Here is a 20434-nt window from a genome sequence, read left to right on the forward strand (position 1 = left end):
TAAAATCTTTGAAGAACCCAATGCCAAGAGATCAGTCCCCTTCAAGAAACACCAAAGTTGATGAGGTTAAAACCACAAGAGCCCTTAAAACGAGAACAAAAAAAACCTCAAAAGACAATCTACAGTTGATTTTATTTCCAAAAATATTCACACGTCCACAAGTCCCCCAACAGCGGCTTAACCTCAACCCTCAAAGCCAATCTAGACTTCAACGCCAATCCAGTCTCCAACACGCATGAAAGCCCGATTAAAGCTCCAAAGCGACTCTTAAACATAAGCCCTGCTCTAGTCCTCAAGCGCAATCTTAAGCATAAAAATTGGAAAGACGTTTTTTTAAAAACACATTGGCTGAATCTTTGAAGAACCTTTTCTGCGTGATGTTTCAATGCGTAAAGCTTGAAGCTGTTCTTGAAAATCTCTAAAAGAAACGGCAGCATATTCAGGATCTTTAAGGATATTTTTATAAAGTTCATATTTTGCCCGATCTTTAATGAGATCAAAAGCATAAATCAACCAAGGATTATTGTCCTCTTTAAGCTGTTCATCGGCTAAATGAAGAGGCGTATAAGAAAGCTGTACGGTTTCGACATTTTCTGGCGTTGGAAAGAGTCCTATTTTTTGCTCAAGGCACGTATAAAAGAATGGCGTTCCCAACTCAGGATGCATACCATATTGTTGATGGAGTGCTTCCAAAGGCTTAAAGAATAACTTTGTTGGTGTTGCGTTCTTTGTTGCTAAAAAGACCTCAGCCAAGCTTTTGTCTGATTCAATAACAACCCCTTCTTCTCGTCCATACCATGTTTTTCCACTTTGTGTGTTAAACGTGCTTTTTCTCCTTTCATTAAAGAAAAAGGGTTCGCGTTCACACAAACGCAAAGCTGTAACAATTGAATCTTGAATTTGCTGTGAATATTCCGCTGTTGTATCGTCAATTTCATCTTGAATAAGCGCGACCATAGAAGCAAAAGTTTTCAAGCGATCTGAATGTGTAAAATCGCGATTGTTAGGATCATCGGGTAGAGTGGTCATAAGCCTGTCCTTTTTTTGGGGAGTATTTTAAATTTTTCCCCCAACAGAACCCTCTTGTTGGGGGAAAAGAAGCAAGCATTTGCTTTAAGCAGGAGCCCCATAAGTTGGGATGACGATTGTTCCAAAATCTTGAGCCCCTTGCGTACTTCCTGGCAAGGTAAAGCAGGTTTTTTTCATGCCGATAATGGTTTTTGCTGCGACCCCGAATTCTCTTTCATAGTCGAAGAGTTCTTCCACCAATTTATAGCGTGTAGCGCCTCGATCTTTTCCAAAAGCGATCACAGCACTTTGTGCCCCAAGCAGCACCGCACGACGCACATTAGGGACAGCTTTATTTGTTGTTCCCGACTCAACTCCTTCGGTAACATGTTCAGCTTCGCGTAAAACGACACCATTATACATGCCCAAAGATCCATCATAGAGTGGATTTTTAATACGGCTTCCACTATAGATTGCCTTGGTAATGTCGAGCCATTGCCCAGCATCGGTATTGGTTCGCAATTGCGTCACTTGAGTTGGATGAAGATAAAGCACATAGACATTTTCCCCATCAATCCGTACGGGACGAATTTTAGGATTGGCTAATTTAGCGCGTTCAACCGCTTTATCGATTAGTTTAAGATTAAACACATCGTTTTCTTTTAAATCTTCATCTTTTGTTTTATCATTCGGACGCACCACGCGTTTATTGGTTGGCGCCGTTGGAGTATTAAAACCATAATGAACGGGTTTAAGTGTAATAGATCGTCCTTCAAAGTTAATGGATTTTGCGGTATATCCGCACACTTGAATGAAGAACATCATACTCAGACGATCCGCATACCAATCGACCAAACCATTTTTTGCTTCTGTGCGCAAATCGTGGAGAATACGTTGCTGATCAATGGTGCCTTCATTTTTGACCCGCACCGCATGAACGAGTTCATTAATCGCCAAGCGATCATTGAGAAACTGTAGAGCTTCTTCATTGCCTTCCAATGTTTGCCCTTCACTAACCCCATCACCGAGCAACTGCACACGCAAATTAAAGCTAATGGCATCGCCACTTGCTTTTGTGGTTTCATCCTTTAACTGTACGATACTGTTTGAATCATTTCCAATTAACGGTGCAATTGGGATTGCTTTTGAGACTTCTTGATTTAAGAGTTTAGACCATGTGCGCACTGCCATTGGGTCATTGAGTCCGATATAAGTTACAGTCATTTTGTCCTCTAAAAGTTTATTGACATAAAAAAACCCGGCAAAACGCCGAGCGCTCAAAACACCACATTTCATTTCAAATGGTGGCTTAAGTTGTTCTTGTGTGTTTTGTTTCTGTTAGCCTCTCGCCTCCCCCTGATAAGAGCACTTCTCACCCGCATCCCTACTTTGAGAACGTCCCTCCCACGCGGGAGCCTCAAGCCCACGCGTATCCCGCCGCATTTCATGCGCGAAAAAGCCTCTCACGTATTCAGAAAAAAAATAGCCCCCGCATTTCCAGCCTCACAACCCCCACGCACGTGTCCAGCTAAAAATCCCCCCCGCATTTCACGCACCAGAAACCCTCTCATGGGGACCACAAAAGAACTTCTCCCTCATCCCTGCTGCACCAAAAGCTTCCTCACATTTTCGCATAAACACTATTCTTGTGATTAAAATTCTCTTCCCCCCATTAAACGATTAAAAGCAGCTTTATTTTTAGGATCAGCAACCCAAGTGCTAAATTCTGCTTCTGACATTTTATCCAGCATATCCAAAGAAATCGGCTCACTGGGTGTCAAGCCGTTATAAGCAGCAAGAGTCCGTGCAGAATTGTGTCTTTCCTGCAAATTTTCCCCCATGTTACCCAGAACATTGGTATAGCCAAATTTTTGTGCAATCGTGTAAATCACTTCAGCTGGATTTTGATTTTTTTGCGCACAATCGCGCAAGATCTGCTTCAATTCATCACCAATCCTTGCATCAATATTTTGGGGATCGGCCAGCTCAGGATAGAGCGAAGCAAAAGCTGCCAACTGTTTCGCGCGTGTTTCATAAATAAAATCGGCGGCTTGATCAAAATCATGGTGCTTTTGTTTAACACTTGCCACAGACTGCTGATAAAACGCCTGCAGCTGTTCTGCTTCGGAAACAGAGGAAGGTTGTTGTTTTTCCTGTAACAGCCCTTGTTTTTGCAGTGTTTTTCCCAACCATTGCATATAGCCCATAAAGTCCTTTTGCGGATCGGGTGGTGTATTTTCTTCCCCCCGCACCTCTTTTCCGCCTTCTTGAGAAGAAGGCTGTTGTTGAAGTGCTTGTCCTTGAAAATTTTCTTCCAAAGTTTTTTCTTCTCTTCCACTTTCACCCTCTTCTCCCACTTGTGTTGAGGCAAGAAAATCTTGTTTCAAATGGTTTTGTTCTGCCGGCGTTAAGTGTTCTTGATCCATGACATTAGCCTTTTCTTTTTTAAAAACAATACAATGAAATTTTTCCGATAAAACAGCCTGCGAGCCACGCTTCCCGCGAACCTTGACCCCTAAAGGCTCTCTAAGCACTTAGGCTCCAGCCTATCGACATCTTGTCCCCTCAACCCAAGACGGCCAGATACCTCCCACCCTGCTGCCCACCATGAACAACGAGGCTCTATCAAACGTTTTCCCCAACCCGCCTTATCCCACAAAACAACGCTTCCCAAAGATAAAGAGAGGCGCCATTGCGCGGTATCAGCAACACTAAAGATGAAAGTTTATGGAGACCCTTTACTTGATCAAATGTATTCCAACATTGCGCATTATAAAGTGTCCTATTGTTGTGCATTTGCGCTTTGCAACATCTGCATGATCTGCTCTGCTCCGACATTACGCCCCATTTGCGCAGAAGCATTTTGCTCTTCTTGCAGAGCATTTTGCGCCTTTATGGCAATTTTATGAATCAGTGAGGCTGGTAAAGGCGAATAGCGTAAGAGATCGAGCATAATCTCTGGTGTTGCAAAATTTTGCATCAAAGGCAGCAATTGCATGATGAGAGCAAAAGTCCGCTCTTTTTCATTAAGACTTGTTGGCGCATCATCGACGACAATATCATATTCCAAACTGGTCACCATTTCGCGTGTGAGGGGAACATACTGGGCATTTTCATCCCCAGCAATACGCACCAACCGCCCATCGGAGAGATAATTTTGAATAAGATAGAGGATAATTTTTCCCTGTCGTTGCCGATATCGACGCAAAGCATCAAAAAAGGAAGCCAAAAGATTAAGGGAGGATTGTCGGCGTTGTTGTTCCAGAATACCCGGCTGATTAACCGCCCTTGTTCCAATAAATTCAGAAGACAAGCCCGTCACCTGTTCGAGAGCGCTCTTTGCTTCATTAAACAATTGGAAAAAACCTTGGGGGAATTGCGCCACCGGTTTAGGCTGGATTCTGCCCCCAGAGACAGCCCCACTTTTCAACCAAGTAATACTATCGGCTCTAGCCCAGCTCTCGAGAGCTTGTCGATCATCATCAAAAGCATCCCGTTCAGCCATAATGCCGCCTTTTGATTGGCTATTGAGCAAATGCATCACTTGACTAAAATATTTATTTGCCCAGCGTTGCGGATCTTTTGTAGGGCGCACAAGACCGTAAAAGTGCCGGCTTAATTTATCAAAAGTACCGGTAATACACTCCCACCCCAATTGACCTGCTGGAACCAAAGGTCTATCCGGTGCTTCGAGCAATTTTCTCCCCAAAAATGCCCGTTTGACAATTTTTCTGGTCAACCTTGTTGCTTGAAGATCCGGAAATTCTTGCTTTAAATTTTGGAAATCCTGCTCTAAATAATCGATAAACTGTCCACTTTGTGGCTCGAGTACTTTATAGACCACCTCACGCTCAAACCAGCGACATTCAACCAATGTCACCATTTTAGGTCGTTGAGAACCGCCAGCCTCTACCCCCTCTTCCAGATAGGCTTCTTCTCCCTGATAGCTTTTCGTTATCCCATTGCTGGTTGAGTGTAAAAACCCTTGATGTTTCACCCAATCGGCATGAAGATCACTCCAATGCACATGAGGAAACATTTCTTGCGCCACCGCCAGAGGTTTTTCATCAATATACCATAAGCGTTGTGCATCAATAAGATTAGGCTTAACAGCACTGGCATCCCAGACCATTTTCATAGGGTCAAGCCGCGAAATGACGGGTTTTCCTTGTGGATCTTCTTCATAATCAAGGCGGGTATCTGTCCACCCCATACCGCAAATAATGGCATCTTGAAAAGCATCGGAATCTTCATATTCCCCATCAGCTTCATCGCGAAACCATTCGGCCGCCCCTGTCAAGATCTGGTTAGCAAAGGCAGCACCTTCTTGTCGTGGAATAAATTGCACTTGTCGTTTATTATTGCGCTCTGCCCCAATGACAGCATTAATCAGCGGGGCAATACGGTTAAAAGTCATCACTGGTCTATTTTGTTCGTTCAAAACAGCCAAGTCTTGTTCATTCCACTGCCGCCCATTATAAAAATCGTAGTCTTCTTGGGCATTTTTTCGCCATTTTTCGACATGCGCGATATCATCTTGATACCACCGCACGAGTTTTTTAAAAAGCGCTTGCTGTTCAAGTGTTTCGATTTGATCGAAAGAAGAAAAAGAAGAATCTGTAGACATATTCATTAAAAAGCCATCCATGAAGTTTGAGAATGGAGAGAAGAGCGATAAGTTTTTTTTCGTGGTCTGGCATGGGGCTGTTCATAAGCCACACACATCAGTCCAAAGGCATCAGCGCCATGGCTTGCCCAATCATGTTCAGCGCCAAGACCAATATTGCGCTGTTCATCGCGCTTTTCATGATACCAAGCGAGCGCTTTTCTCCCCTCAGCTGTTGTGTCACGATTAAACCATAGAGCAGGAAACAAACGCCTGACGGCTTCGATACGCATTTTCACCGCGCCTGCTCCCTGATTAGGAATGATTTTGGTTTGAAAACCAGCTTGTTGGAGGGCGCTTTCAAAACTGACATTATAAACACGATCTTTTGTTGCGCCATCATGGGGCAAGACCATCAACGCCTTTTCATATCCCCTTTGAAAAACCCACCCCACATGTTCAGAGAGCGGTTGACCTTGAGCTTCATAATAATCGAGCACACGAATTTCGCGTCCGACAAATTGCGCGACCCACAAGGCAGTTGCATCGGCTTTTGCACCGGTTCCCCCGATATCCCAAAAGATTTTCACCTGCATCAAAGGATCCCGTGGAACGGTAGTAATCCGCCCTTCCATTTCGGCTTCCAAAAGACACCTTTGATAATAAGCCCCTTGCACAGCTTGGAGATATTCACCTTCCCAAATATGGTTATATTGCTCTGGTCTTTGCTGCAAATCATCCAATCGATCTCGATTAAGCTTTTCGGGAAATTGCGGATTATCGCGCCAATTAATTTGTGCGCCTTTGATATTGGGATTATCGACATTTCGAAAACGTTTTTCTACCGGTGCATTTTCATGATATGGGTTCCAAGTGACCCATAATTCTGCATTCCAATCGTCTCCCTCTTCGCGCAAAGTTGGGATAAGGGTTTGCCAAGCGGTTTCAGTGACCGGCTCTGCCTCATCAACCCAGCAAAGGAACACCCGCCCCATAGACTTAATACTGGCGATATTTCGATCAAGCCCCGCAAACACATAAGAAATGCGTCCATCTTTTGATTTAATATATTTATCGCCGATTTCATAATAATCTTGCAGAAAAGGGTAAGCTTCAATTGCGCGTTTAATTTCTTCTAAAGAGCTCTCATTGAGAGAATTTTGAAACTGGCGCGCACAAAGGATAATCCCGCGTTCTCCTGCCATTCCATGGCGATATCCCACCACCGCTGTCATCAAAGCAAAAGAGCGTGTTTTTCCAGAGCCCCGTCCGCCCCAAGCAGCTCGGACATCTGCTTTTCCAGTAAAGACAGGAATAAGCTTTGGAATAAGAGCCACTTGCGCCGTTTTCTGCCCTATTTTTTGAGAAATTTTCTGAACCGTTGTCATGATAAATTTTTATACTTTAGCAACAATTGCGCTCCACATTTTTGATGATGCCAATTTGATGATGCCAAGTTTCATTATTCCAGAACCATTGAAGGAAAAACGCTTATGTCAAAAGCGCTCTGTTCATCCTGATACGCGATACGTCCGGCTTTTTGGGCACACTCCTTTTTTGCATGCGCCCCTTTTGACGCCCCAACACCCCCACTCCCTCGAAGCGCGCGAAAAGCCCCGCCCCTTAAAACACCGCACCCCTGTCCCCCACAAAAGCGCAGTATTTTCCCCCCGAATTTCACCAATCCTTCACAAAAGTCCCTAAAAGCTCAACATCATGCCACGCCCCCACATCCCCAAGCCTTAAGACGTGATCAATCCCTCAAAATAGCCCTAAAGCACAACCAGCCACCCAACATAAGATCGAAAGCGTCACACTCCCTCATCCATCAAAACACTGCTCCCTAACCACCCCAAGATACCCAAACATCCAAAGCCTCTGTGCCCCACGACACCTATGGCATCATCCACCAAAGCCCCTCCAGCACACACCCTTGACGCCTCATCGCTCTCCACTGAACACCTTCCAGTATCACAAGCACCCACCAGCCTGATAACCTCTAAACGCCCTTGCCCCATCGTCTCTCAAAACAGCGCGCCCTTCCAAGACGGCACCTTCTCTGATCCGCCTCATATTTTCCGACATCACACGCTTGCATTTCCTTAAGGTCACGCTTCAAGATCACGCTTTTCCGATTGGGGCTCTTTTGACTTCACGGGAACAATCTCAATCCGCGAACATGCCACGCCCCCACCCCCAAGCCTTAACACGTGATCGATCCCTCAAAATAGCCCTAAAGCACGACCAGCCGCCCAGCCTAAGATCGAAAGCATCACACTCCTTCATCCATCAAAACACTGCTCCCTAACCACCCCAAGATACCCAAACATCCAAAGCCTCTGTTCCCCACGACACCTATGGCATCATCCACCAAAGCCCCTCCAGCACATACCCTTGACGCCTCATCGCTCTCCACTGAACACCTTCCAGTATCACAAGCACCCACCAGCCTGATAACCTCTAAACGCCCTTGCCCCATCGTCTCTCAAAACAGCGCGCCCTTCCAAGACGGCACCTTCTCTGATCCGCCTCATAATTTTCCGACATCACACGCTTGCATTTCCTTAAGGTCACGCTTCAAGATCACGCTTTTCCGATTGGGGCTCTTTTGACTTCACGGGAACAATCTCAACCCGCGAAATTGTTTTGACATTTCCTTCTCCGGTCACCTGCAGAGGCAAAACTTTTGCCAGCAGTGAGAAAAAAGCGCACCCTTCCAAGACAGAAAACTTCTCTCACCTGCCTCATATTTTCCGATATCACACGCTTGCATTTCCTTAAGGTCACGCTTCAAGATAACGCTTTTCCGATTGGGGCTCTTTTGACTTCACGGGAACAATCTCAACCCGCGAAATTGTTTTGACATTTCCTTCTCCGGTCACCTGCAGAGGCAAAACTTTTGCTAACAGCGAAAAAAGCGCCCCCTTCCAAGACGGCATCTTCTCTGATCCGCCTCATATTTTCCGACATCACACGCTTGCATTTCCTTAAGGTCACGCTTCAAGATCACGCTTTTCGGATTGGGTCTCTTTTGACTTCACGGGAACAATCTCAATCCGCGAAATTGTTTTGACATTTCCTTCTCCGGTCACCTGCAGAGGCAAAACTTTTGCCAGCAGTGAGAAAAAAGGCACAGGATTATTCAGGGCATGATATTGCAGATAAGACACGAGCCCATCTTCTCCATACTGAGATCCAGCCTGCTCAGCGGCTGTAAGTAAGGCTTCATTAAACCGCTTTGTTATTTTATTCAAAGTCCCTTTTTTGCGTCCTCTTCGACGTAAGGGAAGACAATTTTTCTCAGCCATCATCATGTTCCTTTCAATCAAGAAAAACCCATTCCATGCCATGAAACAATGCCATGAAAATCAGCAACGAACCTTTAAAAGCACTCCACAATGAAAAAAGGAAAACCACCCCCACAAGCCAAAAGCCCCAAGCAAAAAGCCAAAAGCTGCCATAATGCTGAAACCCTCACCCCTAAACCTCTCATCCCATTCCATGCCCTCACAAAAGGGCAACACGCCCTAAAAGCTCACACAACGTGTAAATTCTCCAGCTCCTTGAGTTTTCTCTTCCTTTTTTACAGATCCACGCCTTTACGCTTTTAAATCTTTACAGAAAAATTCTCCAAACCAACACCCCACACCACCTTAGTCAACACTGGTCCATTAACAACACAACCTCTGGTTCTAGCAAAATATCCCCTACGGACTTCAGATCATCACCCTTCAAACGGATAGAACTTCATAAAGCACGCCTTATCCTAAATATTCCTGCTCTCTTCACCACTCTTTTACGACTGTGCAGCATAGACAATATTTTCATTTTTCTTGCCAATCTTTTGAAATCACTTTATCACTCAAAAGATGCTTTAATCGTCCACACACCCCACACAACGGTCAATGAGGGATAGCAAAGCCCTAAGTTCTAAAAAATTAGCTTACTATGTGAGGCTTCTCGGATTCCGGGAGCTTTTGCTCTGTCCAAGTGCTCTCTAGCACTAAAAGCAAAAGGCTGATTAGGCTCAGTACCTTCAACCTCCCGGAATACTCATGCGAGGGCGCTCGCGACCGACGGGGACTTGAAGTGCAAACCAAAAGTTCACATTTTAACGATATTTCTTATCAAGCAAAAGAATTCGTCATAGAAGAATTTCAATGCGGCTTGGAATTAGGAAGGCACTTAGATGCCAGTTTTCAACAAATGCAAAAATACGAAAAAGCCTTCTAACCAACACTCCACACCACTTTAGTCAACACTGGTCCATTAACAACACAACCTCTGGTTCTAACAAAATATCCCCTACGAACTTCAGATCATCACCCTTCAAACGGATAGAACTTCATAAAGCACGCCTTATCCTGAATATTTCTGCTCTCTTCACCACACCTCAGAACACCACTCTTTTATGAGTGTGCAGCATAGACAATATTTTCATTTTTCTTGCCAATCTTTTGAAATCACTTTATCACTCAAAAGGTGCTTTAATCGTCTACGCAACGGTCAATAAGGGAGTTGAAGCCCTAAGTTCTAAAAAAATTAGCTCACTATGTGAAGCTTCTCGGATTCCGGGAGATTTTGCTCTGTCCAAGTGCAATAGCACTAAAAGCAAAAGGCTGATTAGGCTCAGTACTTTCAACCTCCCGGAATACCCATGCGAGGGCGCTCGCAACCGGAGGGGGCTTGAAGTGCAAACCAAAAGTTCACATTTTAACGATATTTCTTATCAAGCAAAAGAATTCGTCATAGAAGAATTTCAATGCGGCTTGGAATTAGGAAGGCACTTAGATGCCAGTTTTCAACAAATCCAAAAATACGAAAAAGCCTTCTAACCAACACCCCACACCACTTTAGTCAACACTGGTCCATTAACAATCGGGCTTCTTATGGAGTAAAATATCCCCTACGAACTTCAGATCATCACCCTTCAAACGGATAGAACTTCATAAAGCACGCCTTATCCTGAATATTCCTGCTCTCTTCACCACTCTTTTATGCGTGTGCAGCATAGCCAATGTTTTAATTTTTCTTGCCAATCTTTTGAAATTACTTTATCACTCAAAAGGTGCTTTGATCGTCCACGCAACGGTCAAATAGGGAGTTGAAGCCCGAAAACTCAATAATTTACCCCACTGTTGTGGGTGTCCCGGGATTCCGGGAGATTTTGCTATGTCCAGGTGTGTCTTACGCACTAAAAGCAAAATGCTGATTTGAGTTCAGTGCTTTCAACCTCCCGGAATACTCATGCGAGGGCGCTCGCAACCGGAGGGGGCTTGAAGTGCAAACCAAAAATTCACATTTTAATGATATTTCTATTGGCAAAAGAATTCGTCATAGAAGAATTTCAATGCGGCTTTCTCAAAAGGAATTAGGAAGCCATTTAGGTGTCAGTTTTCAACAAATCCAAAAATACGAAAAAGGCTTCAATCGTGTAAGCGCAGGGCGGCTACAAGAAATTGCCAAGCTACTGAAGGTTCCCATTACCTTTTTTTATGCGGATATTTCAAAAGAAGATATTCCAGAAAATCTCTCACACAATGATCAAGAAATCTATAGTGAAAAGGAACAAACCCTTGTGAAAACTTTTAGAGAACTCCACCCTAAAAAACAAAAAGCAATTTGGTGGTTAATTTCCGATTAGATAAAAACGCCCACAAAGCTCCAATCCTTTACTTCATACAGATCCACGCCTTTACGCTTTTGCATTTTTACGAAAAATGACCTCCACCCTTCTCACTAAACGATAACCAAAATCTTGCCCATCCCCCTTGGCTTCCCACTTCATGTGCTTCAAATTACCACCCCTCAAACAACGCTGTTTGATAGTAAAATTTTAAAGCAGAAAAACGCTCATCATCTAAAAAATGATGAAGCAGTGCGTTTTACATATCCTCTATCTTTGCTTAAACAGCAAAGGAAAACACCCAATCAATTTTTAAATACCCCCCCGCCTAAAGTTTCCCATGCCTGATATCACCGCCCTAAACGACGGTGTTTTACGGCATGATGGGATAATACAAGACAAGAGCTCGTTGACCTCCACCCCGCCCTAAAGGACGAGGATTCCTACCAGCGCCGATCTTTGAACAGTCCGGCTTCTCTCAGCGGGTTCCTACTGCTGACCACTCATGCGGTTCACTTCATAGGCTCTACGGGCAAGCCCTGCCCTGAATATTCATATTGTTTCAGAGAGCGTTTGCCCACGTGACAATATATTCAATGCACCAACAAGATCGGCATTATTACTATAGCCACACTCTACACATGTAAAAGTAGCCTGTGTTTTCCGGTTTTCTTTAGAAATATGACCACAACAAGGACAAATCCGACTTGTATTATGCGGCGGCACAGACATTAACATACCACCTTTCCATTGGCTTTTGTAATCAAGTTGTCTTCTAAATTCAAACCAAGATTGATCTAAAATCGAGCGATTCAAACCTGATTTCTGTTTCACATTGCGGCCCGGTTCTTCTACTGTACCTTTTGCCGATTTAGACATATTGCATACTTGTAAATCTTCAATGTAAATCCTTGCGTGGCTTTTGCTGATTTGACTTGAAATTTGATGCAAAAAATCTTTACGACAATGAGCAATCTTGTAATGCAAATGAGCGATTTTCGCTTTTACTTTCCTCCAATTTTGACTAAATTTCACTTTATTTTTAAGTTGTTTTTGCAGACGAGCTAATTTGTCTTTTTGCGTTTTAAAAGCATTACGAGGTTTAAAAAAATGACCATCAGAAAGTGTTGCAAAACGCACAACCCCCATATCAATACCAATTTCTCCACCGGTGTGGAACGGAATCTCAACCTCACATTCGGTTTGAATACTCACAAAAAAGTGACCACATTTTTGACTAACCGTGATATTTTTGACTTTTCCTGTAATCACACGACTGTTGCGATAGCGAATCCAACCAATTTTCGGTAAATACAAACGATTATTGTCCTGCTCAACCTTAAAACCTTGTGGAAAACGGATGCTTTCTTTCACGCCTTTTTTCTTAAACTTTGGAAAATCTGCCCGTTTTTGAAAGAAATTTTTAAACGCACTCTCAAGATCTTTTAAAGATTGCTGTAAAACTTGTGAATGGCATTCTGTAAGCCAATGCAGCTCTTGTTTCCATTGTGGTAACAGATTTGCAATTTGCGTATAGCGGAATTTAAAGTCATTATCCTGTTTATATTGCTCATTTTGCCATGCTAAAGCTCGATTATACACTACACGTGCACACCCACAAAACTTCTTAATTTTGCTAATCTGTTCACCATTGGGCAAAATCTCAAATTTAAAGGCTTTACGTAATTGCATAGAATTTGTTAAATATCGACTCTTTTTATTACTTCACTTTTAACACCTTATACTTAATTTATGAAAAAAGAAACGAAATTAAAACGCAAACGACACTGTGTTTTTAATCTACATGTCCATTTAGTCTTCGTAACCAAGTATCGTAGAAAAATTTTTACTAAAGAAATGTTAGAAGATTTACATGTTATTTTTAAAAATGTTTGTCTTAACTTTGAAGCAGAATGTATCGAATTTGATGGAGAAAGTGATCACATTCACCTGCTTATCAATTATCCCCCGAAGGTTTCTATCTCCACACTCGTTAATAGCTTAAAAGGTGTTTCCAGCAGAATGTTAAAGCAAAAAAAGTCACTCATGAGACAAAGAAAACTATGGAGCAATAGCCTTTGGTCACCATCTTATTTTGCCAGTAGCTGTGGTGGTGCACCAATTAACATTATTCGTCAATATATCCAACAACAAAACACCCCTACCTAGCTCTTAATCCGTCAACACTCCAGCTTTCCTTAAAGCGCGTTCCCTCTATTGGCTTCAGGTCACGCCCCTTCACAGAGCAGTGTTTGACGGCATGATGGGATAAATAAAACACTCCGCAAACGGAAGTTTCACAATCTCTTGTTGAAATATCCTCTATAGAGGTATACCGTGGTAGGAAACCGCTATGAATGGAGAATTTATGAGCACGATCCCCTCTTATCCTGTTACCCCGAACCTACAGTTGATATACGTATCAAACATCGAGTATTCTACCACTTTTTACAAATTCATCTTCAAAAAAGAGCCTATTTTCATCTCGCCACGCTATGTTGCATTTACTTCTTCGGGTGATGCCCTCTTTGCTCTCTGGTCTGGAGGCGATACGCCGGAGGAAAATGTGCCTCGTTTTTCAGAAATCGGCATTATGTTGCCTCACGGAGAGGACGTAGATAAACTCTATGCAGAATGGCAAGAACAAACCACCGTTGAGATAAATGTCTTGAAAGAACCCTATACGGACGTATTTGGACGAACCTTCCTCATCAAAGATCCCGACGGTCATCTTATTCGTGTTTGTCCACTGGATTAAAAAACTTTAAGACCTAATTTTTAATCGCCTGAATTTTGACGTCCACTCCCCTCGCCTTAAAGGACGAAGACTTCATCCAGCGCCATTTTTTTGAATAGTCTAGCTTCTTCTAAAGAAGAAGCCGGATTTTTCACTTCGAGATCCCTCCTCAAAGCAGAGTGTTTTATCAAGCTTGTCCAGCCAGCCCTAAAATATTTTTTCTCTCGTCATCCCTCTTCATCTAAGCCCCCTGCTCCATACACAGACTCCTTGCCCCTCAAACCTCTCATCCCATTCCACGCCATAACAAAAGAACAACACGCCCTAAAAAACCCCACACAACGTGTAAATTCTCCAGCTCCTTGAACCTTCTCTTCCTTTTTTACAGATTCACGCCTTTACGCTTTGCTTTCCCCCTGCACCTAAAGCTTTTGATATCGGATATCACCCACCTCCAATAATGTACAGCAGCCTCCCAATGGAGAAGGACATCCCCCCACTTCAAACAACATCCCCTTGTTCATCCCTCCTTTGACAGCATCAGAGAGCAACAAGCAACAAAATCTTGGAAAAAACCTTGAGCACCCTCATCCCGCTATCTTCTCACCCATCATCTTGCCGATGGCTCTTATGGGGGGCTCTTATCTTCTCTGGTTTAAAGATACAATTCCGATTGTGTCATTATGATACCTTTTTACATTAACCTTGTCAAGTTTTTATATTGTTCTTTTAATATTTCGTGTCATTCTTTCTCATAATCATCTCTCTCATGCAACCAGAATGCCCAAAACATAAAGCACAAAATACAACATCATTATGTTGCTCATTCACGCATTTTTGACAAAATTTGAAAAAACATGCCTACTGCTTTTGCCATTTCACGACAGTGCACTAAAAAATAACGCTCCATACCTTATGATCATAAAAACCAACCTTTCCCCCTTCACTTTCTCCTCCCTCTCTTATAATGACCACACCCCCTTCATCCCATTCTCTCCCATTTCGACACTCTCTCCTCCCTCTCTCTGCTTCCTCTCCCATCAACACACCCATACGCCCCTCTTCATCTCAACGTGTTCCTCCATTGACAAACGCTACCTCTTCGCCCTCCAATCCTCTCCATCCCTCAACACATCACACAAAAAACCCAATACGCCCCCAAAGGCTATACAACGCCTAAATCCCCCCAAGCTCTTGAACACCCGCTTCACTTTCACAGATTCACATTTTTACGCTTTTACAGCTTTACAGAAAAAAGCTAAATGAAGTGTCCACCCAGCCCCCCAAAAGACAAAACCAATCACCACACACCGCTCTATAAACAACAGTGTGTGCGTAAATAATCCAAATGCTTTCCTAGCAGATTTTCACCATTGACCACTCAAACAGAGCAGCACACCGTAAGCGCTCCTAACCACAACGGTGTTATAGCATAAGAGGATTATCGCCCCTCCTCTTCGCCCTCCAATCCTCTCCATCCTCAACACATCACACAAAAACCCCAATACACCTCCAAAGGCTATACAACGCCTAAATCCCCCCACGCTCTTGAACGTTCACTTCATTTTCACAGAACCACATTTTTACGCTTTTACAGCTTTACAGAAAGCAGCCAAATAAAACGTCCACCCAGCCACTGAACAATCCCCCCCAAAAGACAAAACCAACCACCACACACCGCTCTATAAATAACAGTGTGTGCGTAAATAATCCAAATGCTTTCCTAGCAGATTTTCACCATTGTCCACTCAAGCAGAGCAGCACAGCGTAAGCGCCCCTAACAACAACGGTGTTATGGCATAAGAGAATTGTCGCCCCTCCTCTTCGCCCTCCAATCCTCTCCATCCTCAACACATCACACAAAAACCCCAATACGCCTCCAAAGGCTATACAACGCCTAAATCCCCCCACGCTCTTGAACGTTCACTTCATTTTCACAGAACCACATTTTTACGCTTTTACAGCTTTACAGAAAGCAGCCAAATAAAACGTCCACCCAGCCACTGAACAATCCCCCCCAAAAGACAAAACCAACCACCACACACCGCTCTATAAATAACAGTGTGTGCGTAAATAATCCAAATGCTTTCCTAGCAGATTTTCACCATTGTCCACTCAAGCAGAGCAGCACAGCGTAAGCGCCCCTAACAACAACGGTGTTATGGCATAAGAGAATTGTCGCCCCTTCTCTCCCGTGGAATTTCCCCCCACTTATGTTTCAGGCAAAAATTCCAAGCGATCCCCTTGTTTTGTAACTGTCACCGCCGTCTCGTCATGAATTTCTCCAAATAAGATTTTTTCTGCAAGCGGATCTTGAATTTCTTTTTGGATAATCCGTTTAAGGGGGCGTGCCCCATAAAGGGGATCATAGCCTTTATCGGCAAGGAATTGTCGAACTTCTGGTTTGATATGCAAGGTTATGTTGCGTTCATTGAGCAAATTTTGCAAATGTTGTATCTGAATATCAACAATCGCCTCCATATCTTTGCGTTGCAACCGCTGAAAAAGAATAATCTCATCAATACGGTTTAAAAACTCCGGACGGAAAGCGGCTTTGACAACATTCATCACATCGTCTTTTGCTTGATCAACCGTTTGTCCTTCCGGCAAAGCGGTTAAAAATTCAGCACCAAGATTGGAAGTCATAATCAACAAAGTATTACGAAAATCGACCGTTCTGCCCTGACTATCGGTCAAGCGTCCTTCATCCAACACTTGCAGCAGCAGATTAAAGATATCTGGATGCGCCTTTTCAATTTCATCAAAGAGAATAACTTGATAAGGTCTTCTCCGTACAGCCTCGGTCAGCACACCCCCTTCTTCATATCCGACATATCCGGGTGGCGCCCCAATGAGCCGCGCACCCGCATGCTTTTCCATATATTCCGACATATCAATCCGCAACATGGCATTGGGATCTTGAAAAAGAAACGCTGCCAAAGCTTTGGTGAGTTCTGTTTTTCCCACACCGGTAGGTCCCAAAAACATGAAAGAACCCAGAGGACGATTGGGGTCTTGCAAGCCAGCCCGCGCCCGCCGTACAGCCCGCGCAACAGCTTGAACCGCTTCACCCTGTCCCACAACACGGGTAGCAATTTCATCTTCCATGCGCAAGAGCGCTTCGCGTTCTGCTTCCAACATCCGATCAACAGGAATACCGGTCCAGCGAGAAACAATCCGCGCAACATGTTCAGCGGTCACCGTTTCTTCAACGAGATGATTTTGTTGGTCATCATTTTCGGCTAAAGTCAATTGTTTTTCGAGTTCCGGAATAACACTATAAGCCAGTTCGCCCGCGCGTTGGAATTGTCCATCCCGCTGTGCAATTGCCAAAGCATTGCGCGCTTCTTCGAGTTGTTTTTTCAAATCGGCTGCATGCCCTAATTTTTGTTTTTCAGCTTGCCAAGCGGTTGTCATCTCGGCGGACTGTTGTTCTAATGTTTTGAGTTCTTCCTGCACATTTTTCAAACGTTCTTTTGCTGTAGGTTCAACATCTGTTTTCAAAGCTTCCCGTTCGATTTTCAACTGTAAAATGCGCCGATCAAGCGCATCGAGTTCTTCGGGCTTTGAATCGACCTGCATACGCAAGCGTGCAGCGGCTTCATCGATCAGATCAATAGCTTTATCGGGCAAGAAACGATCAGTAATATAACGGGAAGAAAGTCGTGCAGCGGCAATTAAAGCACTGTCTGCCAAGCGCACTTTATGGTGCTGTTCATATTTTTCTTTAATCCCACGCAAGATAGAAATCGTATCCTCCAAAGAGGGCTCAGGGACGAAGACCGGTTGGAAACGTCTAGCAAGAGCAGCATCTTTTTCGACATATTTTCGATATTCATCGAGGGTTGTTGCCCCCACACAATGGAGCTCTCCACGGGCAAGAGCCGGCTTTAACAAGTTGGAAGCATCCATTGGACCATCAGATTTTCCAGCGCCCACGAGGTTATGCAATTCATCAATAAAGAGAATAATCTGCCCATTTTCGGCTTGCACTTCCGCCAGAACGGCTTTAAGGCGTTCTTCAAATTCCCCGCGATATTTTGCGCCCGCAATAAGCGCGCCCATATCGAGTGCATAGAGTTGTTTATCGCGCAAAGTTTCTGGAACATCGCCATTGATAATACGCAGCGCCAACCCTTCGACAATAGCGGTTTTTCCCACACCGGGTTCACCGATCAGCACAGGATTATTTTTTGTGCGCCGTGAGAGCACCTGAATGGTGCGTCGAATTTCTTCTTCCCGCCCGATGACTGGGTCGAGTTTTCCTTCGCGGGCATCTTTTGTGAGATCACGGGCATATTTTTGCAAGGCATCATATTGGCCCTCTGCATGGGGACTTGTCGCTGTTTTACCTTTGCGCAGATCATTAATTGCCTGATTAAGCGCCTGCGGGGTCAAGCCCGCCTTTGTCAGAATATCGGCTGTTTTTGCAGACTTTTCCATCAACAGCGCTTGCAACATGCGCTCCACAGTGACAAATTGATCACCGGCTTTTTGTGCGATCTCCTCCGCGGTTGCGAAGACTTTTGCCACCGGCTGCGAGAGATAGAGCTGTCCATTTCCCCCTTGCACTTTTGGCAAAGCCTCAAGCGCTTCTTTAAGCGCCTTTTGAATAAGCTTGAGATCTCCCCCTGCTTTTTGGATCAGCGATGCAGCCAATCCTTGCGGATCATCTAACAAGACTTTCAAGAAATGCTCTGGCATAAACTGCTGATGATCAGAAGCCAGAGCGTTATTTTGTGCTGATTGTAAAAAGCCCTGCACGCGTTCGCTATATTTTTCCAAGTGCATTTTTTTCCTTTCTTGCGGCAACTCTTAGGCATTCTTTTTTAGTCATCGCCCCAGCCCTTTTGTTTTCTCAAAACACTAAACCAAAAGCTCTCCCCAGCATGTCATAAAGACCGGCCCACCACACGAACACCAGAAACGTTGAAGCATGAAGAACTGTCGTGTTAAAATGAATATGGGTTATGATCTAAACGAGTGCAAGAGCAAAACATGAAAGAAAAAACAAAGTGAAGAAACGCGTGCAAAAAAGCATCATAAAACCAGAAGATAAAAGGTTTTGCAAAACAGCGCCCCCCAAAAATGATCTCGTCCCTTGCGACAAATTGCCCATCGCCCAAAACACACAGAAGAGCGCCTTTAAGAAGAACATGAAAGCACCCCTCTCAAAAATTGACTTTACCCCGCCCGACGCACGCCTCTTCAATACACACCCAACATTTAATCGTTCTCACCCCTCCCTCCATCAACACCCCAATACGTACGCGCCCTTCTCCATCTCAACTTATCCTCCATTGACAAACTCTCTCCTCCAGTCATACTCCCTTCATCCCATTTTCTCCTTCCTTTCTCTGGTTCCTCTTCTCTCCCATCAACACCCCAATACGTGCGCGCCCTCTCTCTGCCAACTTATTGCTCCATTCACAAGATTTTCACCCCCAAGCTTCTCTCCCCATTTCATACCATGCCACAAGCCCAACCACGCCCCCAAGCCTCCACAACACATAAACAAAGCATAAAAATTTTCACGTCCTTGAACTTCCACTCCTCCTTTTACGGCTCCACGTTTTCACGATTTTACGATTTTACTCAAAAGCAGCCAATGAAACTCCCCACCACCAGCGAACAATCTCCCTTCAAAAAGCAAATTCCCCAAAAGGACAAAGCTTGCCAGACCACTCTTGTAAACAGAGATCTGTAAACCAACAATCCAACTTCTCACCCCACGCCCCTCTCTCAAATCACGCCCCCAACAGAACACGGATCAGACAGAACCAACCAAGCCCTATCCCCTCAAACCTTGCCTCAATAGATAAAACGCATGCAATCTCCACTATAGCCCCTTTATTCTCTCCACTATAGCCCCTTTATTCTTCTTCATCACTAACCTGCGGAGGTGGAGGAAGGATATAAGCCCCCGAAAGCCAACGATTAAGGTCAATGGCGCGGCAGCGGGTGGAACAAAAAGGATAAGCAGATTTTGGGGATATTGGACCACAACTTAGAAAATAACTGGAATCCCCCCAAGCCTTACCTGACTACACAAAACGCACGCAATCTCTACCCTCTAGCTCCTTTATTCTTCTTCATCACTAACCTGCGGAGGTGGAGGAAGGATATAAGCTCCCGAAAGCCAACGATTAAGATCAATGGCGCGGCAGCGGGGAGAACAAAAAGGATAAGCAGATTTTGGGGATATTGGACCACAACTTAGAAAATAACTGGAATCCCCCCAAGCCTTACCTCACTACACAAAACGCACGCAATCTCTACCCTCTAGCTCCTTTATTCTTCTTCATCACTAACCTGCGGAGGTGGAGGAAGGATATAAGCCCCCGAAAGCCAACGATTAAGGTCAATGGCGCGGCAGCGGGATAAGCAAAAAGGATAAGCAGATTTTGGGGATATTGGACCACAACTTAGAAAATAACTGGAATCCCCCCAAGCCTTA

At 44.2% G+C, this 20434-nt stretch carries 22 protein-coding genes and 1 pseudogene; 5 read left to right on the top strand and 18 right to left on the bottom strand.

Annotated elements, in window-relative coordinates:
- Positions 1-333: 333 nt before the first annotated feature.
- The 12 genes from FJG96_RS00700 to FJG96_RS00735 all read right to left on the bottom strand — a co-directional run bounded on the left by FJG96_RS00700 (position 334) and on the right by FJG96_RS00735 (position 8922).
- Entirely contained in the window at positions 334-1029 is a 696-nt protein-coding gene (locus tag FJG96_RS00700; RefSeq protein ID WP_139412333.1) for a phage adaptor protein, read from the bottom strand.
- 84 nt (positions 1030-1113) lie between these two features.
- A complete protein-coding gene (locus FJG96_RS00705) occupies positions 1114-2232 on the bottom strand; it encodes a N4-gp56 family major capsid protein (RefSeq protein WP_139412334.1) in 1119 nt (372 codons plus the stop codon).
- Between the two features lie 428 nt (positions 2233-2660).
- The gene (locus tag FJG96_RS00710) at positions 2661-3434 is read right to left on the bottom strand and encodes a hypothetical protein (protein ID WP_139412713.1); all 774 of its coding nucleotides are present in this window, start codon (positions 3432-3434) and stop codon (positions 2661-2663) included.
- Between the two features lie 89 nt (positions 3435-3523).
- Positions 3524-3667, bottom strand: a complete 144-nt coding sequence (locus FJG96_RS08730) for a hypothetical protein (protein ID WP_180338207.1) — start codon at positions 3665-3667, stop codon at positions 3524-3526.
- Between the two features lie 123 nt (positions 3668-3790).
- Positions 3791-5656: a portal protein gene (locus tag FJG96_RS00715; RefSeq protein WP_425456558.1), complete on the bottom strand. Its 1866-nt coding sequence runs from the start codon at positions 5654-5656 to the stop codon at positions 3791-3793.
- Positions 5641-7002 carry a PBSX family phage terminase large subunit gene (locus tag FJG96_RS00720; RefSeq protein WP_005774760.1) on the bottom strand — a complete coding sequence of 454 codons (1362 nt, stop codon included), beginning with the start codon at positions 7000-7002 and terminating at the stop codon, positions 5641-5643. The genes FJG96_RS00715 and FJG96_RS00720 overlap by 16 nt, the downstream gene beginning before the upstream one ends.
- Positions 7003-7076: 74 nt before the next feature.
- Positions 7077-7298, bottom strand: a complete 222-nt coding sequence (locus tag FJG96_RS08735) for a hypothetical protein (protein ID WP_180338208.1) — start codon at positions 7296-7298, stop codon at positions 7077-7079.
- Positions 7299-7425: 127 nt separating this feature from the next.
- Positions 7426-7632: a hypothetical protein gene (locus tag FJG96_RS08740; protein WP_180338209.1), complete on the bottom strand. Its 207-nt coding sequence runs from the start codon at positions 7630-7632 to the stop codon at positions 7426-7428.
- A gap of 254 nt (positions 7633-7886) precedes the next feature.
- Positions 7887-8093 (bottom strand): hypothetical protein, encoded by a 207-nt coding sequence (locus FJG96_RS08745; RefSeq protein WP_180338210.1) that lies wholly within the window; start codon positions 8091-8093, stop codon positions 7887-7889.
- A 91-nt stretch (positions 8094-8184) separates the two neighbouring features.
- Complete coding sequence (locus tag FJG96_RS08750; protein WP_180338204.1) at positions 8185-8334, bottom strand: hypothetical protein; 150 nt, start codon at positions 8332-8334, stop codon at positions 8185-8187.
- A 63-nt stretch (positions 8335-8397) separates the two neighbouring features.
- A complete protein-coding gene (locus tag FJG96_RS08755) occupies positions 8398-8553 on the bottom strand; it encodes a hypothetical protein (RefSeq protein ID WP_246046890.1) in 156 nt (51 codons plus the stop codon).
- A gap of 54 nt (positions 8554-8607) precedes the next feature.
- A complete protein-coding gene (locus FJG96_RS00735) occupies positions 8608-8922 on the bottom strand; it encodes a hypothetical protein (RefSeq protein WP_139412336.1) in 315 nt (104 codons plus the stop codon).
- A gap of 781 nt (positions 8923-9703) precedes the next feature.
- Between FJG96_RS00735 and FJG96_RS00740 the strand changes: the two genes are divergently transcribed.
- The 3 genes from FJG96_RS00740 (at position 9704) to FJG96_RS00750 (ending at position 11258) form a co-directional block, all read left to right on the top strand.
- A complete protein-coding gene (locus tag FJG96_RS00740) occupies positions 9704-9847 on the top strand; it encodes a hypothetical protein (RefSeq protein ID WP_246046868.1) in 144 nt (47 codons plus the stop codon).
- Positions 9848-10305: 458 nt separating this feature from the next.
- Complete coding sequence (locus FJG96_RS00745) at positions 10306-10449, top strand: hypothetical protein (RefSeq protein WP_246046869.1); 144 nt, start codon at positions 10306-10308, stop codon at positions 10447-10449.
- A 446-nt stretch (positions 10450-10895) separates the two neighbouring features.
- Positions 10896-11258, top strand: a complete 363-nt coding sequence (locus tag FJG96_RS00750) for a helix-turn-helix domain-containing protein (RefSeq protein ID WP_026500964.1) — start codon at positions 10896-10898, stop codon at positions 11256-11258.
- A 534-nt stretch (positions 11259-11792) separates the two neighbouring features.
- Here FJG96_RS00750 and FJG96_RS00755 read toward each other — a convergent pair.
- The gene (locus FJG96_RS00755; RefSeq protein ID WP_139412337.1) at positions 11793-12932 is read right to left on the bottom strand and encodes an RNA-guided endonuclease InsQ/TnpB family protein; all 1140 of its coding nucleotides are present in this window, start codon (positions 12930-12932) and stop codon (positions 11793-11795) included.
- 60 nt (positions 12933-12992) lie between these two features.
- Between FJG96_RS00755 and tnpA the strand changes: the two genes are divergently transcribed.
- Both tnpA and FJG96_RS00765 read left to right on the top strand, forming a co-directional pair.
- On the top strand, positions 12993-13409 hold the full coding sequence (gene tnpA, locus FJG96_RS00760) for an IS200/IS605 family transposase (protein WP_139412338.1): 417 nt from the start codon (positions 12993-12995) through the stop codon (positions 13407-13409).
- 199 nt (positions 13410-13608) lie between these two features.
- Positions 13609-13998, top strand: a complete 390-nt coding sequence (locus FJG96_RS00765) for a VOC family protein (protein WP_139412714.1) — start codon at positions 13609-13611, stop codon at positions 13996-13998.
- 870 nt (positions 13999-14868) lie between these two features.
- Here FJG96_RS00765 and FJG96_RS08760 read toward each other — a convergent pair.
- From FJG96_RS08760 to yacG (FJG96_RS00785), 5 genes and pseudogenes are all read right to left on the bottom strand, one after another.
- A complete protein-coding gene (locus FJG96_RS08760; RefSeq protein WP_180338211.1) occupies positions 14869-15030 on the bottom strand; it encodes a hypothetical protein in 162 nt (53 codons plus the stop codon).
- Between the two features lie 1158 nt (positions 15031-16188).
- Positions 16189-18768: an ATP-dependent chaperone ClpB gene (gene clpB / locus FJG96_RS00770; RefSeq protein ID WP_139412339.1), complete on the bottom strand. Its 2580-nt coding sequence runs from the start codon at positions 18766-18768 to the stop codon at positions 16189-16191.
- A 1082-nt stretch (positions 18769-19850) separates the two neighbouring features.
- Positions 19851-19982, bottom strand: a pseudogene (gene yacG / locus FJG96_RS00775) (DNA gyrase inhibitor YacG); the annotation flags it as partial.
- Between the two features lie 77 nt (positions 19983-20059).
- Positions 20060-20182 carry a DNA gyrase inhibitor YacG gene (yacG, locus tag FJG96_RS00780; RefSeq protein WP_425456561.1) on the bottom strand — a complete coding sequence of 41 codons (123 nt, stop codon included), beginning with the start codon at positions 20180-20182 and terminating at the stop codon, positions 20060-20062.
- 86 nt (positions 20183-20268) lie between these two features.
- Positions 20269-20391, bottom strand: coding sequence for a DNA gyrase inhibitor YacG (gene yacG, locus FJG96_RS00785; RefSeq protein WP_139412715.1), 123 nt, complete (start codon positions 20389-20391; stop codon positions 20269-20271).
- Between the last annotated feature and the right edge of the window lie 43 nt (positions 20392-20434).

The organism is Bartonella mastomydis (assembly GCF_900185775.1).
GTDB classification, from domain to species: Bacteria; Pseudomonadota; Alphaproteobacteria; order Rhizobiales; family Rhizobiaceae; genus Bartonella; species Bartonella elizabethae.

Bases quoted from the DNA above. Each gene is read 5' to 3' on its own strand.
- FJG96_RS00765 (WP_139412714.1), top strand. From the start codon at position 13,609: ATGAGCACGATCCCCTCTTATCCTGTTACCCCGAACCTACAGTTGATA.
- FJG96_RS00735 (WP_139412336.1), bottom strand. From the start codon at position 8,922: ATGGCTGAGAAAAATTGTCTTCCCTTACGTCGAAGAGGACGCAAAAAA.
- FJG96_RS00715 (WP_425456558.1), bottom strand. From the start codon at position 5,656: ATGGATGGCTTTTTAATGAATATGTCTACAGATTCTTCTTTTTCTTCT.
- FJG96_RS00700 (WP_139412333.1), bottom strand. From the start codon at position 1,029: ATGACCACTCTACCCGATGATCCTAACAATCGCGATTTTACACATTCA.
- FJG96_RS08740 (WP_180338209.1), bottom strand. From the start codon at position 7,632: ATGGGGCAAGGGCGTTTAGAGGTTATCAGGCTGGTGGGTGCTTGTGAT.
- FJG96_RS00755 (WP_139412337.1), bottom strand. From the start codon at position 12,932: ATGCAATTACGTAAAGCCTTTAAATTTGAGATTTTGCCCAATGGTGAA.
- FJG96_RS08755 (WP_246046890.1), bottom strand. From the start codon at position 8,553: ATGCCGTCTTGGAAGGGGGCGCTTTTTTCGCTGTTAGCAAAAGTTTTG.
- FJG96_RS00710 (WP_139412713.1), bottom strand. From the start codon at position 3,434: ATGGATCAAGAACACTTAACGCCGGCAGAACAAAACCATTTGAAACAA.
- FJG96_RS08760 (WP_180338211.1), bottom strand. From the start codon at position 15,030: ATGGGTGTGTTGATGGGAGAGGAAGCAGAGAGAGGGAGGAGAGAGTGT.
- tnpA (WP_139412338.1), top strand. From the start codon at position 12,993: ATGAAAAAAGAAACGAAATTAAAACGCAAACGACACTGTGTTTTTAAT.
- FJG96_RS08745 (WP_180338210.1), bottom strand. From the start codon at position 8,093: ATGGGGCAAGGGCGTTTAGAGGTTATCAGGCTGGTGGGTGCTTGTGAT.
- FJG96_RS00720 (WP_005774760.1), bottom strand. From the start codon at position 7,002: ATGACAACGGTTCAGAAAATTTCTCAAAAAATAGGGCAGAAAACGGCG.
- clpB (WP_139412339.1), bottom strand. From the start codon at position 18,768: ATGCACTTGGAAAAATATAGCGAACGCGTGCAGGGCTTTTTACAATCA.
- FJG96_RS00705 (WP_139412334.1), bottom strand. From the start codon at position 2,232: ATGACTGTAACTTATATCGGACTCAATGACCCAATGGCAGTGCGCACA.